The organism is Streptomyces sp. NBC_00986, assembly GCF_045162565.1.
Taxonomy (GTDB): Bacteria; Actinomycetota; Actinomycetes; order Streptomycetales; family Streptomycetaceae; genus Streptomyces.
In genome coordinates, this window is the sequence record NZ_CP108733.1 from 1,182,289 (window position 1) to 1,195,634 (window position 13,346).

General features: G+C 70.7%; 11 protein-coding genes. 7 read left to right on the plus strand and 4 right to left on the minus strand.

The annotated features are described in order from the left end of the window. The first annotated feature begins 50 nt into the window (after positions 1-50). Positions 51-1,076, plus strand: a complete 1,026-nt coding sequence (locus tag OG504_RS05240) for a LacI family DNA-binding transcriptional regulator (protein ID WP_405988632.1) — start codon at positions 51-53, stop codon at positions 1,074-1,076. Here the strand turns inward: OG504_RS05240 and OG504_RS05245 are convergent. After that, on the minus strand, positions 1,059-4,973 hold the full coding sequence (locus OG504_RS05245) for a glycosyl hydrolase (protein ID WP_405988633.1): 3,915 nt from the start codon (positions 4,971-4,973) through the stop codon (positions 1,059-1,061). The genes OG504_RS05240 and OG504_RS05245 overlap by 18 nt on opposite strands. Before the next feature lie 229 nt (positions 4,974-5,202). Here OG504_RS05245 and OG504_RS05250 point away from each other — a divergent pair, with 229 nt between their 5' ends. Both OG504_RS05250 and OG504_RS05255 read left to right on the plus strand, forming a co-directional pair. Then, a complete protein-coding gene (locus tag OG504_RS05250; RefSeq protein ID WP_405988634.1) occupies positions 5,203-6,504 on the plus strand; it encodes an MFS transporter in 1,302 nt (433 codons plus the stop codon). 58 nt (positions 6,505-6,562) lie between these two features. Further along, entirely contained in the window at positions 6,563-8,053 is a 1,491-nt protein-coding gene (locus OG504_RS05255) for an arabinose isomerase (RefSeq protein ID WP_405988635.1), read from the plus strand. 13 nt (positions 8,054-8,066) lie between these two features. Here OG504_RS05255 and OG504_RS05260 read toward each other — a convergent pair whose 3' ends face one another. Further along, positions 8,067-8,333: a DUF6959 family protein gene (locus tag OG504_RS05260; RefSeq protein ID WP_033280515.1), complete on the minus strand. Its 267-nt coding sequence runs from the start codon at positions 8,331-8,333 to the stop codon at positions 8,067-8,069. A gap of 163 nt (positions 8,334-8,496) precedes the next feature. Between OG504_RS05260 and OG504_RS05265 the strand changes: the two genes are divergently transcribed. Further along, on the plus strand, positions 8,497-9,084 hold the full coding sequence (locus OG504_RS05265) for a hypothetical protein (protein WP_405988636.1): 588 nt from the start codon (positions 8,497-8,499) through the stop codon (positions 9,082-9,084). Here the strand turns inward: OG504_RS05265 and OG504_RS05270 are convergent. Beyond that, the gene (locus OG504_RS05270) at positions 9,053-9,715 is read right to left on the minus strand and encodes a DUF6629 family protein (protein WP_405988637.1); all 663 of its coding nucleotides are present in this window, start codon (positions 9,713-9,715) and stop codon (positions 9,053-9,055) included. The genes OG504_RS05265 and OG504_RS05270 overlap by 32 nt on opposite strands. A gap of 273 nt (positions 9,716-9,988) precedes the next feature. Here OG504_RS05270 and OG504_RS05275 point away from each other — a divergent pair, with 273 nt between their 5' ends. Then, positions 9,989-10,204, plus strand: a complete 216-nt coding sequence (locus OG504_RS05275; RefSeq protein ID WP_019056094.1) for a DUF4177 domain-containing protein — start codon at positions 9,989-9,991, stop codon at positions 10,202-10,204. Between the two features lie 34 nt (positions 10,205-10,238). On the opposite strand, the gene OG504_RS05280 is transcribed toward OG504_RS05275, so the two are convergent. After that, positions 10,239-11,270, minus strand: a complete 1,032-nt coding sequence (locus OG504_RS05280; protein WP_405988638.1) for a LacI family DNA-binding transcriptional regulator — start codon at positions 11,268-11,270, stop codon at positions 10,239-10,241. A gap of 159 nt (positions 11,271-11,429) precedes the next feature. Here OG504_RS05280 and OG504_RS05285 point away from each other — a divergent pair, with 159 nt between their 5' ends. Further along, on the plus strand, positions 11,430-12,248 hold the full coding sequence (locus OG504_RS05285) for an ATP-binding cassette domain-containing protein (protein ID WP_405988639.1): 819 nt from the start codon (positions 11,430-11,432) through the stop codon (positions 12,246-12,248). Continuing rightward, complete coding sequence (locus OG504_RS05290) at positions 12,245-13,306, plus strand: ABC transporter permease (RefSeq protein ID WP_405988640.1); 1,062 nt, start codon at positions 12,245-12,247, stop codon at positions 13,304-13,306. Before OG504_RS05285 ends, OG504_RS05290 begins: the two co-directional genes overlap by 4 nt. The last annotated feature ends 40 nt before the right edge of the window (positions 13,307-13,346 follow it).

A 13,346-nucleotide genomic window follows, 5' to 3' on the forward strand; every position in this document is an offset into this window, starting at 1 on the left:
GCCCATGAGAACCGCGTCGTGCCTGGTCGCACGGCTGTCACAGCGAGGGGGTGGACGCCATTCAGGTTCGCCCCGCCCGTATTCAGGATGTCGCGGCCGCCGCGGGAGTCTCGGTCTCCACGGTGTCGAACGTCCTGAACCGGCCCGAGCGCGTCAACGCCCGCACCGCCGAACGGGTCCGCGACGCGGTCGCCGCACTCGACTACGTGCCACACCCAGGAGCCGCGGGCCTACGCACCGGGCACTCGTCCTCGATCGGCCTGGTCCTGCCCGACGTGGCGAACTCCTTCTACTCACGCATCGCCCGTGGTGCCGCCGACGCGGCCTACGACCACGGCTACTCCCTCGTGCTCTGCGACAGCGGCGACGCCCCCGAGCGCGAGCAGGGCTACTTCACGATGCTGATCGAGCAGCGGGCCGTAGGAGCAGTCGTCGTCCCGCTCGGCGCCGATCCCACCCGGCTCACCCGCCTCCGCGAACGCGGCATCCCGCTCGTCCTCGCGGACCGCGCGCTGTCGGCCCAGGACGGCTGTTCCGTCTCCGTCGACGACATCGCCGGCGGCCGGGTCGCCGTGCAGCACCTCCTGGACTGCGGTGCGCGCGACATCCTCGTCGTGAACGGCGAGCGCGGAATCGTCCAGTGCGCCGAGCGCTACCAGGGCGCCCGCCAGGCCGTCCGCACCCGCCGCGAGGCACGGGTCCGCCAGGTCGTCGCCGACGAGATGACGGTGGCCTACGGCCTGGAGATCGCCCGCACCCTCGACGACCTGCCCGACGGTGTCTTCTGCACCAACGACTTCCTCGCCGCCGGACTGTGCCGAGGACTGGGCGAACGGGGCGTACGAATACCCGAGGAGGTTCAGGTCGTCGGCTACGGCGACCTCGACATCGCGAGCTTCGTCGGTACGACCCTGACAACCGTCCGGCAACCCGTCGAGGAACTCGGCAGAGCGGCCGTGGGAATGCTGCTCGACGAGGTGGAGGCGCGCGCCGAACACGCCCACGAGACAAGGGTGTTCGCACCCGACCTCGTCCTACGGGACTCCACTCGACCCCTGTCAGCCCCGAATCCGTAGCGTCACCGGTCCCAGCAGCCCCGACGGGAGTTGGGACGGGAAGGCCCAGGCGGTGGGGGTGGCTTCGGCGAGATAGGGGGCCAGGGTGTTGTTGACGGTCACCTCCAGCCGCACCGATCGCCCTGCGGCACCCGGGAGTTGGAAGCGGTACGGAGGACAGAACCCCTCGCCGACACACTCCCCGTCGACGACGACCGACACGCTGCCGCGCACCCGCCCCAGATCCAGCACCGGATCCGGCCCGGCCGGTACCTCCACCTCCCGCGAGTACGTCACACCACCGCTCCAGCCGCCCAACCCGAGCAACTGCCAGTCACCCAGCAGTAGTTGTGCCGGTACCGTGCGGACGCGCACCGGTCCCCGCCAGGCGGAGCCGCCCCGAAGTACGGCCGTGGGTGCGGTGACGACCTCGACCTCCGTCGGTACCGGGAGCGGCTGCTCCAGTGTCAGGAACTGTCCGTCCAGCCACGTCTCGGCGCCATCGCCGACACGCGCCCTCGCGGGCAACTCCAGCGGCAGTTCCAGCGATTCGGTGCCCGGTGGCACGGTGAAGCGGAAGCGTTGGGCGCGTTCGCGGACGATGTCCGTTGACCGCAGCGGCAGTACGGCGGTGCCGAGTACCGGTACGCCGGTGAGCCATTCGGTGTCCGGCAACGGGTGAGGTCGTACGGCCGCGTAGCAGTGCTGCACCTCCCCCCACCGACCCTCGTGTTCGACGGTACGACCGCGCCACTCCCCCGTCTCGGCCTCCCAACCGGCGCCGCTCACCAGGGAGTTCACGGCGGACTCCGTGCGGGCCACGCAGTCGACGAACACCGCATCGCGTGGATGAACAGCGTCGGCCGCCACCTCCAGCACGTGTTCGCCGTCCCCGAGGGCGAGTTGATGCCGGAAGAACATCGGCACCGCGCCCCAGTCGGACTCGTAGTACTCCACCTTCTCCTGGCGCGCGACGACCTCTCCGTCGAGCAGCACGGTGACGCCCACCGCGGCACCCACGACAAGTACCGCCTGTCCAGGGCCGTGCAACCGCCCTCGATAGGTCACACCGCCGGACGGTCGTACGTCCTCGGGGAGGCACATGAACTGCGGGCGAGGCCCGAACCCCTCCGGGCGGGTCAGGCAGAAATAGCTTCCCAATGGTGTGCCCGCTGCGCCGGAGATCAGCAACGGCCTGTCCTGGGCCTCCCCCAACTCGTATTCGAGGACGTTGCGGGTCCGGCCGATCTCCACGCGGGCGGTGGCGAGATACCCGGTGCCGGTGTCCAGGCGCTCGCCGTTCCACCACACCCGCTTGGTGGCCGCGGCACCGATGTGCAGCTCGGCGGGGCCACGGTGTTCCGTCTCCACGATCGAACGGACCCGGGCGACCGTACCGGGCACGGGCACAGGGACACGTACGAACTCCTCAGTCACGAGGCCCTTGTTGCCGAGCAGGCCGTCCGGGTCCGGGATGCCGCGGCTCGTCGAGTACAGCGAGACGCTCCAGTCGGCGGGGGTGAGGGGCAGGTCTCCGGAAAGGACTTGTTCGACGGAGGGTGCATCGAGTGGATCGGGGGCCTCGGCGGACGGCGCCGGAGGGAGGACGCGGACCCGGTTGCCGTAAGTCGCCCGTGTCTGCGCCCAGTTCGGGTCGGAACCGTCCGTCTCGGTCCAACTCATCGTCCAGATCTGGGGTTCGGCGACGGACGAGCCGGCGGGCAGTGCAAGGTCGCCCCAGGTGTTGTCCATGGTGGGGACCAGGCGTCCCTCCCAGCCGGTCGAGAGGTCAATCGTCCGTTCCGGCACGGGTGTTGGCGCGGCGGTCCGGTGGGTCTGTGGGGTGCCCTCGCGCCATACGACGAGGACGGCAGGGGCGCCCTCAAGTGGCACCTCGATGGTCGATCGGCCGTCGGAGACGGCGACTTGCGCTGGGCTGCGCGTGCCGGTCGCCGGGTTCCAGATCTCGGCCTCGGCGACCGTGGCGTGCACGGTGACGGTCGAGTGGTGGGCGTAGCACGCGGGGTCCGCCTCGTGGTTGGCGTCTCCGGGCAGTGTGCGGGCGTCGGGGAAGGTGCCTGTCACGAGGGCGACCGCTTCAACTCCCTTTCTCCTGACGGGCAGTGGCACCTCGCCGGTCGCGTGACCGGCGATATCGGCCACGGCCGCGGCTCCGGTCCCGGCGTCGCTCGCCCGCTCCAGTCGCGGGTGCTTCAGCAGTGCCGCGACGACGGAGTCGTCACCGTCCTGACCGGCCGCCGTCGCGGGCGGACGGCCCACGACCACCACCCGGCCGCCCGCGTCGAGGAGTTGGGTCAGTCGGCGGGCGGTCTCCTCCTCCAGGACGCTCGCCGAGGGAAGCAGCACCGCGCGGTAGGCCAAGTCCGTGACGTGCAGGGCTCCTTCCACGGTCGTGGCGCGCTGCACGGAGGCGTCGTCGATGATGTCGAAGGCGATGCGGTGGCGGTCCAGTGAACCGACGTGCGGGGCAAGCCAGTTGTTCGTGCCGCACAGGTCCAGGTAGTCGCGCTGGGTCTCGTCGACGTCGGCGTGGTCGTCGCCGAGGCGGCCGTCGCCGAAGTGCTGGACAGGGGCGTCCAGCGGGATGAGGGACTGCATGGTCGCGGTGGGGTGCAGGACCGCGACATCGGCGCTGTAGGTGCCCCAGGACATGATCGAGCAGATCCGGGCGACGGTGCGGGAGAACGCCGGGTGCTGCTGCCAGTAGGGCTGGCGCCAGTCGGTGGAGGGCGGCGCCCACTCGAACCAGCCGCCTGCCGTGCCGAAGTAGCTGGCGTGCGGGTTGTACAGGTTGGCGCCGCTGCGCAGGAACGGCAGGAGCCAGTCGTAGGTGTCCGCCAGGGTGCCGCCCCAGCCGGAGGAGTGGAACGCCTCGATCCAGACACGGTCGTGACCGTAGAGGTGGGCCATGGAGGAGTGGACCTTGGAGTCGCCGTGGTGGTCGCTGCCCGCGGCGCCGTACCAGCGGTGGGTGCGGAAGTAGTCGGTGTAGATCTGCGTCGACTGGGCCGGGAAGCCCGCCCGCGCGGGGTGGCTCTGGTCGGCGCCGACGAGCATCCCGCGTTCGTCGTGCCACGCGGCGAGGGGCTTGAAGAGGGCCTCTTCGGTGAGTTCGGCGCGGACCGCGTAGTAGTCGGCGCGGATCTTCGCCGCGCGGGCGGTCACCGGGCCGAACAGGGCGGGGAGATGGTCGAGGAGGTCGTAGCCGCGACGCGCATGGAACTCGTCGGGGAAGCGGTGGCTCCAGGAGTTGGTGCCGGGCAGCTCGTCCTGGAAGCTGCCCGCGATGACGTTGCCCAGGTACTCGGGGACGCGCCGGTCGTACTCGTGGTGGACGGCGTCCAGCAGCAGTCGTACGGCGTGCGGGTCCAGGTAGTCGAAGGCGGTGGGGACGGCGACGACGAGCCGTACGTCCGTGCCCTCCGGGGGCACGGGCAGCCGGCGGCCCTCCAAGTCGTAGACGGCCACGAGGGTTTCGGCCCCATGCAGGGCGATCGTGCCGCCGGTGACGGTGGCCCTGCGGGAGCGCAGGGCGAGGCCGGTGGCCTCCGGGTGGCGGCGGGTGACGGCGCCCTGGACATTGGCGCCGGAGAAGCCGATCTGGTCGTAGAACCACAGCCGGGTGCCGATGTCCCGGGCGATCCGGCAGGTGTCGGCGAAGCGGTCCCACCACTCCTCGCCGAACCACGGCGGGTCGTCGGTGCGGGCGCCGAAGGCCGGTCCTGCCGGGGCCAGGTTGATGACGACGAGGTTGTGGACGCCGCCGTCCGCGAACCGGCGCAGCTGCCAGGCGAGTTGTTCGCGGGTGACCTTGGCGCCGGACCACCACCACAGCGGGGTGGGGCCGAAGTCCCGGGGCGGGGCGTCGAAGAGCTGCTGCAGCGCGGGTGAGATCACGGTGTTGGTCCTTCCGGGTGCGGCTCGGTCACCCTCACGGATCAAAAAACGTTTTACGTCGGCTCAGTTGTCCGCCACCTGCGATGTTGGCACCGGATCCGAAGCCCGGGAAGGAGGCCCGCTCGTCTTGCCGCAGATTCCCTCGGATACCTGCAAGAGGGGTTGTTGGAACGTTTTTTGAACTCTATATTCACTGCGACCCCGGCCCAGAGCCGCGAGGAGCCGCATCATGATCCGATTCTCGTCTGTACCGGAACACGCGGAACAACCGCCCATCCCGAGGCACCTGTGGAAGGTCGCGGCCCTCTCGGGCATGGCCTCCTACCTCGACGCCGCGCTCATCGTCAGCATCGCCGTCAACCTGGCGATCTACCGCGACCACTACGACATGGGCGTGTGGATGGCCGGGGCGATCAGCGCGATCGTCACCGGCTGCATCGCCGTCGGCTCCCTCGTCGGCGGCCGCCTCGCCGACATGTTCGGGCGCCGTCGCGTCTACAACCTGGACATCCTCTGCTACGCGGTGGGCGCGATCGTCATCACCCTCGCCCCGAACGACATCGTCCTCTTTGTCGGCGTGCTCGTCGCGGGACTGGCCGCCGGCGCCGACCTGCCGACGTCCCTGGCCGTCGTCTCGGACGCCGCGCCCCCCGACGGCCGGGCGCGTCTCGTGTCGTTCACCCAGGTCATGTGGGTGCTGGGCATCGTCGTCGTCATCTTCCTCGGCTACGTCCTGTCGGACACCGGCATGACCGGGGCACGGTTCATCACCGGCCACCTGGTGATCGCCGCGCTGGTCACCTTCCTGCTCCGTGCCCGGCTGGAGCTGGCCGAGCCGTCCGAGGCGGCACAGCAGGAGGAGGCGGCCGCGCTGGCCGCCCCGCGCGGCATCGAGCTCAAGAACGTGTGGAACCGCGCCGCGCTGCTGCCGATGGTCGCGACCTTCGTCTACTACGTCACCTGGGGCATCGGCGCCAACACCTTCGGCCAGTTCGGCACCTACCTCCTGGTCACGGTCAGCGGCGCCTCACAGAGCCTGGCCACCGGCATCAACCTGGCCTTCCTGCCGATCGCGCTGGTCCTGACATTCGTCTTCGTACGGATCGCCGACACCCCCTGGCGCGACCGGCTGTTCTACGTCTTCACGGTCGTGCAGGTCGTGGCCTTCTGTATCGCCTCCCTCACCGCGGGCGCCCTCGTCGGCATGCTCGTCTTCTTCGTGCTGTACCAGATCTCCAACCCCTTTGCCGGGGAGGCCAGTTACAAGGTCTGGTCGCAGCTCACGCTGCCGCCGGACACCCGCGGCACCACCCAGGGCCTCACGTACGCCCTGTCCCGCGGGGTCTTCGCGGGCGTCGCGTTCGTCACGCCCGCGCTGATGGACTACAGCGCGTCGCTCCTGCTGTGGCTGATCACCCTCTGCATGGCGGCGTCGGGGGTCGCGGGTGTGTACGTCATCCATGTCCTCATCCGGCGCTCCCCCGACACCGCCGTCGCCCCGGCGCCGGGTCTGGGCGTGGCCCGGACCTGATTGCGCACCGGACACCGGAAGGAAAAGCACACACCGCGCACCCGAAGGAACACCGCTCATGGCAACGACCGAACCCGCGACCGTGACCACCGAACCCACGACCATGACCGCGGAACGCGCCGCCGCCCTGCGCGAGTTGCTCCCCCCGGCGCCCCGCCGCCGCACCCGGATCGGACTCGTGGCGGGCGGCCTCGGCGCCTACTGGCCCCAATTCCCGGATCTGCTGCCGCAGTTGAGGGAGTCGTCCGCGTACGTCGCCGAGCGCTTCCAGCGGATGGACGCGGAGGTGACCGACGTCGGCTTCATCTCCGACGCTCAGGAGGGAGCGGTCGCGGCGGAGCAACTGCGGCGCGCGGACTGCGACTTGATCGTGCTGTTCCTGACGACGTATCTGACCTCGTCGATGGTGCTGCCGATCGCCCAGCGCTCGCACACCCCGGTCCTGGTCATCGACCTCCAGCCGTCCGAGCGGATGGACCACGCCTCCTTCGACACGGGCGCCTGGCTCGCCTACTGCGGGCAGTGCCCGTTGCCCGAGGTCGGCAACGTGTTCCGGCGGGCCGGCATCCCCTTCCGCTCGGTGTCGGGCTGGCTGCGGCAGGAGTCGGCCTGGCGGCGCATCGAGCAGTGGATCCGGGCCGCCCATGTGCGGGCCGCGCTCCGGCACGCCCGGCACGGACTGATGGGGCACCTCTATCCCGGCATGCTCGACGTGTCGACCGACCTGACGCTGCTCCCGGCGACGTTCGGCTCGCACGTCGAGGTGCTGGAGTTCGACGATCTACGGCACCGGGTGGAGAAGGTGAGCGAGGCCGAGACCCGTGAACGTACGGCCCTCGCCCGGCGGATCTTCGCCGTGGACGACAGCGTGGTCGACGAGGACTTCGCCTGGGGAGCGACCGTGTCCGTCGCCCTCGACCGGCTCGTCGAGGACTTCGGCCTCGACACCCTCGCCTACTACCACCGAGGCCTCGACGGCGAACTGCACGAACGGCTCGGCGCCGGCATGATCCTGGGCGCCTCCCTCCTCACCGCCCGGGGCGTACCGGCCGCCGGCGAGTACGAACTCCGCACCAGCCTCGCCCAGTTGGCGACCCAGAGCATCGGCGCCGGGGGCTCCTTCACCGAGATCCAGGCCCTCGACTTCGAGGCCGGCGTGGTCGAGATGGGCCACGACGGCCCCGCCCACCTCACGGTCAGCGCCCGCGACCCGCTCCTGCGCGGCCTGGGCGTCTACCACGGCAAGCGCGGCTGGGGCGTCAGCGTGGAGTTCGACGTCCAGCACGGCCCCGTCACCCTGCTCGGCCTCGGCCAGGACGCCGACGGCACCCTGTCCTTCGTCACGTCCGAGGGCACCGTCGTCCCCGGCCCGCACCTCGCGATCGGCAACACCACCAGCCGCGTCGACTTCGGCCGCGACCCCGGCGAGTGGGTCGACGCGTGGAGCGCGACGGGCGTAGGCCACCACTGGTCGCTGGCGCTGGGCCACCACACGGCCGACTTCCGCTCTGCGGCAAGCCTGTTGGGGATCGAGCACCGGGAGGTGTGAGCGAGGGCTCCCGTCAGTAGGGCAGCTGAATCCGATGGTTCTCCAACGCCACGGAGTACCGGCTCAGCAGCGCGTCGAACCCCGCCAGCAGCAGCCCCGCCGCCTCCCCCGCCTCGGCCAAGTCGCCTCGTTCGCAGGCCTCCACGACCTCGGCGACATCACCGCGGAGGATGTGCAGCGAGTCGCCCTGGATGAGCACGCCGGGCAACCGGCGGCCGGGGAGACGGACCACGGCGTCGTTCCCGCCGTCGGTGAACAGCTCTGCGTCTATGCGCTCCATGGAGCCATCCAACCCGACATCGCCTGCCGACACCAACGACTTGGCGCGCGGCGGGACTTGGGCACTACTCAGCGACACCCGTGCAAGGCCCCGACCGAATTCGGCTCGACTCCCGCCCCTCCCTGAGAGATCCTCGTGGCCGACCGCACCGAGGAGACACCCCTTGCTCACCCCGTACCAGCAGCAGTTGCGCGACCGCTGCCTCGCCGCCCCCGTCATGCCCGCGCCCGAACCCTGGCGGCCCGTGCTCGACAACACCACCCCCATCGGCGGTCTGCTCGGCATCGGTTTCGCCGCCCATCCCGACACCGGGCACGATCTGGTGATGGTGGTCTCGACCGACGGTCACGGCCTGTTCGACGCGTTCACCGGTGAGAAGATCGCCCGCGACCGGGACCCCGACCCCGGGACGAGCACGCCCGACTGCCACCCGGACCTCGTCTGCCCCGGCCTCGGTCCGATCGCGGGCGTCCCGGTGCGCATTGCCGGTCTCTTCGGCGGTGGTCTGCACAGCGGTGCGGCGCCCGGCGGCTGGACCGTGGACGTCGTCAGCCCCGAGTGGCCGCACGACCGGGTCGTCCTCTCGACGGGCCACGGCATCCACAAGGGGCAGGCCGGAGAGACCTGGTGGCACATCTTCGACGCCAACTACTCGGAGCTGCGCGCCGCGGGCTTCTCGCCCTCCGGCCAGACCCTCGCCGTCGCCACGAGCAGCGACCTCAGCCTGTGGACCTGCCGCGCCCCGCACTGACGTAGGGCCGCCTCCCCGGCTCCCGGTCGCGGCCGTTCACCCAGAAGAACAGGACAAGCGAGGACACCGCGGCGACCGCGCACCACGTCGAGACGAACTCCAGCTCCCACAGCGTCCAGCAGACCATCGCGCCGGCCGTGACCAGGATCCCCAGCACCACCAGCCCGCGCTCACCGGACAGGAGCAGCGAGCCGATCGTCGCCACGAGGTAGCCGGCGATGACCAGTTGGGCGTAGGGAAGGTCCACGACGTAGCCGAGGGTGTGGCCCCGGATCTCGGCCGTCACGGGGTGTACGGCGAGGGCGTGGGCGAGGGCCGCCGCGGTCACCGCGCCGACCGCGACCAGTACGCCGATCCGGGGCCTGGCCCGCCGTGACGCGGCGCACCACACGCCCACCGGGACCCACACCGCCAGCAGGGGCATGGCGATGACGGCCCAGGCGAGGGTGGCCGGTCCCGAGCCCCCGTCGGCTGCCCACACCGCCGACTCCACGATCTGGTGGGCGCCGAGCAGCAACGGCAGTGCCGCCATCGGGAGATCGGTCCGCCTGCGCGCCCGGACCACACAGGCCACTCCTACGGCGGCGACCGCCGCGCCCGCCACGAGGTCGGCCTTCGCACTCCAGCACATGGCGCCTCCACGGGATCCGTTCACGTACGCCTCGGTCACCGGCCACGCTACGTCTCCGCCACGACGCGTCCCGGGTGACACGACGGCCGCGACTGCCGTCGTGGCATACCCGCGAGCCCACCTCCGACGCCCGGCCCGGACAACACACCACTGGTCAGGCCCAGTTGACAGTCCTGCCACGAAACCACCCCCGGCCTGCGCGGGAACCTCCCCCCATGATTGGCTGACCCCGCCCACCGCACACCGTGCGCACGCACAGGAGGACATCGCAGCATGAGCAACGCCTACACGTTCGAGTACAAGGTCGTCAGCTTCCGGGAGTCGCTGATCGGCGACGCGCTGGACAGCGACAAGCTGGAGAAGGTCCTCAACAAGCACGCCGAGGACGGCTGGGGCCTGAAGGCCATCACCGCCGCCGACGTCAAGGGCCGCATAGGTCCCGGCGCGGTCGAGGGCCTGCTCCTCACCTTCGAGCGGCCTCGCGCGTAACGACCCATGCCGTACGCGGGACGGGGGACGGGATTCAGCGCCGCTGCGTGAACGGCGTACCGGGGCCCGGAATCTCCCCCGACCCGCGCGGGATCAGCTCCGTCGGCATGACGACCCTGCGCGGCGGTGACGTGTCGCCGTGGATACGGGCGAACAGCAGCTGCGCGGCGCTCGTCGCCAGGGCGACGGGGTCCTGCGCGATGACCGTGACCGGCGGCGTCAGCTGCGCGGCCAGCGCGAAGTCGTCGAAGGCGATGAACGCGACGCCGGCGGGCAGCACGGCCCGCACGCCGAACGCGAGGACCTCGTTGCCCGCGAGGACGGCCGTGGGCGGCTCCGGTGCGGAGAGGATCGCGGTCACGGCCCGGGCGGCGTCGGCGCCGGACCGCAATCCGTGCCGGACGAGCGCCGGATCGGCGTCGATCCCGGCAGCGCTCAGAGCCGCCAGATAGCCGCGGTGCCGTTCGCCGAAGGTCCAGATCTCCGGCTTGTCGCCGAGGTAGCTGATGCGGCGGTGGCCGTGCGCGATGAGGTGGCGTACGGCCTGCCGTACCGCGCCGAAGTTGTCCACCACCACCGTGTCCACATCGAGGCCGGGTGCCACCCGGTCCACGCACACGATCTTCGTGCCCCGCGCCTGCGCCGAGCGCAGCACACGGTGGTCGCCCGCGACCGGGGTGAGGATCAGCCCGTCGACCCTGCGGGCGGTGAAGGCCGCGATGACTTCGCGTTCACGATGGAGGTCGGCGCGGCTGGAGCCGATGAGGACCATGTTGCCGCGCCGGTGGGCGACGTCCTCGGTGGCCGAGGCGACGGCGGCCATGAAGGGGTCGGCAACGTTGTCCACCATCAGTCCGATGGTCTGGCTCAGCCGGTCCGTACGGCGCAACTGCCGTGCCACGTCGTCACGTTGATAGCCCAGCTTGCGGACCGCGGCCGCCACGCGGGCGGCGGTGCGGGGTGCCACGCCCGACTCTCCGTTGACCACCCGGGACACCGTCATCACGCTCACGCCCGCTTCCGCGGCCACGTCCTTCATCCTGGGACGGCTGGGACGACTGGTCACGCCGCGTCCTCCCGAGGTCATCCTGCGCGACCGGACCAGAGGCTGTCCGACGGGCCGACGGTGTCCGCCCAATTCCCCGTTCGTTCACGACCCTTGACGCCCACCCACGGGCCTCCCAGAATCGACGAGCTGTTAACGATACCAACCAGAAGGCACAACATGGCCTCTGCAAGACAACCCCTTCTAGCGGCACACGGTGTGGTCAAGCGTTTCGGCCATGTCCAGGCGCTCTCGGGCGCCGACTTCACGGCCTACGCCGGCGAGGTCGTCGCACTGATCGGTGACAACGGCGCCGGCAAGTCGACGTTGGTGAACGTGCTTTCCGGCGTCCTCACCCCGGACGAGGGCGAGGTGCGCCTGGACGGGACGCCGGTCCGGTTCACCGGGCCGATGGACGCGCAACGGCACGGAGTCGAGACCGTCTACCAGGATCTCTCCCTGGCGCCGGATCTTGACGCGGCGTCAAATCTCTATCTCGGCAGGGAACTTGTGCGCGGAGGCCTGCTCGGCCGGCTGGGCGTGCTCGACCGGCCCACCATGCGCCGGGAGGCGATCGCGGCGTTCGGTGAACTGGGCGTGGAGCTGAAAGATGTGACGGCTCCTGTGACAACGTTGTCAGGAGGGCAACGGCAGTCCGTGGCCGTGGCGCGCGCGGTGGCCTTCGCCAACAAGGTCATCTTCATGGACGAACCGACCGCCGCCCTGGGCGTCGTCCAGCGCGCCCGGGTCCTGGAGACCGTCCGCAGGGTCGCCGACCGGGGCATCTGCGTCGTCCTCATCAGCCACAACATGCCCGAGGTGCTGTCGGTGGCGGACCGGGTCGAAGTACTGCGGCTGGGCCGTCGGGTCGCGTCGTTCAGCGCGGCCGACGCCACGATCGAGAAACTCGTCGGCGCCATGACCGGATCGCTGGACGAGCCCGCGCAGAACGGGAACCACGACCCGGCCGGCGCGACGGAAGCGGAGGACGGGCGATGAGCGCCAACAGCCAGGACATCAAGCCGGCCGCCCCGGCACAGGAGCCGCCCCCGGCCGGCGCCGGGCGCCTCGCGATACCGCCGTGGCTCCGACGGGCCGCCGGTATCAGCGAGTTGTGGACCTTCGTGATCCTCGTCGCGCTGGTCGCGTTCTTCACCATCGCGGCACCGGGCAAGTTCTTCACCACGTACGACATCACGCAGATCGCCGTGAACGCGGCCATCTATCTGGTGCTCGGCGTCGGCATGACGTTCGTGATCATCACCGCGGGCATCGACCTGTCGATCGGCTCGGTGCTGGTGCTGGCGGCGGTGGCAGCCGGCGAGTACAACATCCACCACGGCGGGCCCACCGCCGGCTGGTTCACGGTCGCGGTCTGTGTCGTCATCGCCCTTGCGGTGGGGGCGGGTTGGGGCGCTCTGCAGGGCGCGGTGGTGGCGACCGGGAAGGTGCCGCCGCTGATCGTGACCCTGGGCGGACTGGGCGCGGCGCTCGGCATCGCCGAACTCGCCACCGGCGGCCAGGACCCGTCCGGCGCGTCCGCGGCGCACCTCCAGAACAGCCTGGGATTCGGCAAGTTGCTCGGCATCCCCTGGATGGTGATCCTCGCCGCGGTGGTCACCGCCCTGTTCGGCGCGGTGCTCGGTGCCACGAAGTTCGGCAGCCACACCCTGGCGATCGGCTCCAACCCGACCGCCGTCCGCCGCGCGGGCATCCCGGTGGGCCGCCATCTGATCAAGGTCTACGGCCTGATGGGCCTCCTCGCCGGTCTTGGCGCGGTGATGTGGCTGGCGTCGTACGGCACGACGTCGATCGCCGGGCACTCCACCGACAACCTGAAGGTGATCACCGCGGTGGTCCTGGGCGGCACCAGCCTGTTCGGCGGGCGGGGTTCGGTGCTGGGCACCGTGATCGGCGTGTTCATCCCCGCGGTGCTGACCACCGGGCTGATCGTCATCGGCGTTCAGCAGTACTGGCAGGACGTCGCCGTCGGTGTCGTCCTGGTCGCCGCCGTCTACATCGACCAGATGCGCAGGAAGACCCGGGAACGCGCATGATCCCGACCCCCGCCCCAGCCTTCGCCCCAACCCTCGTATG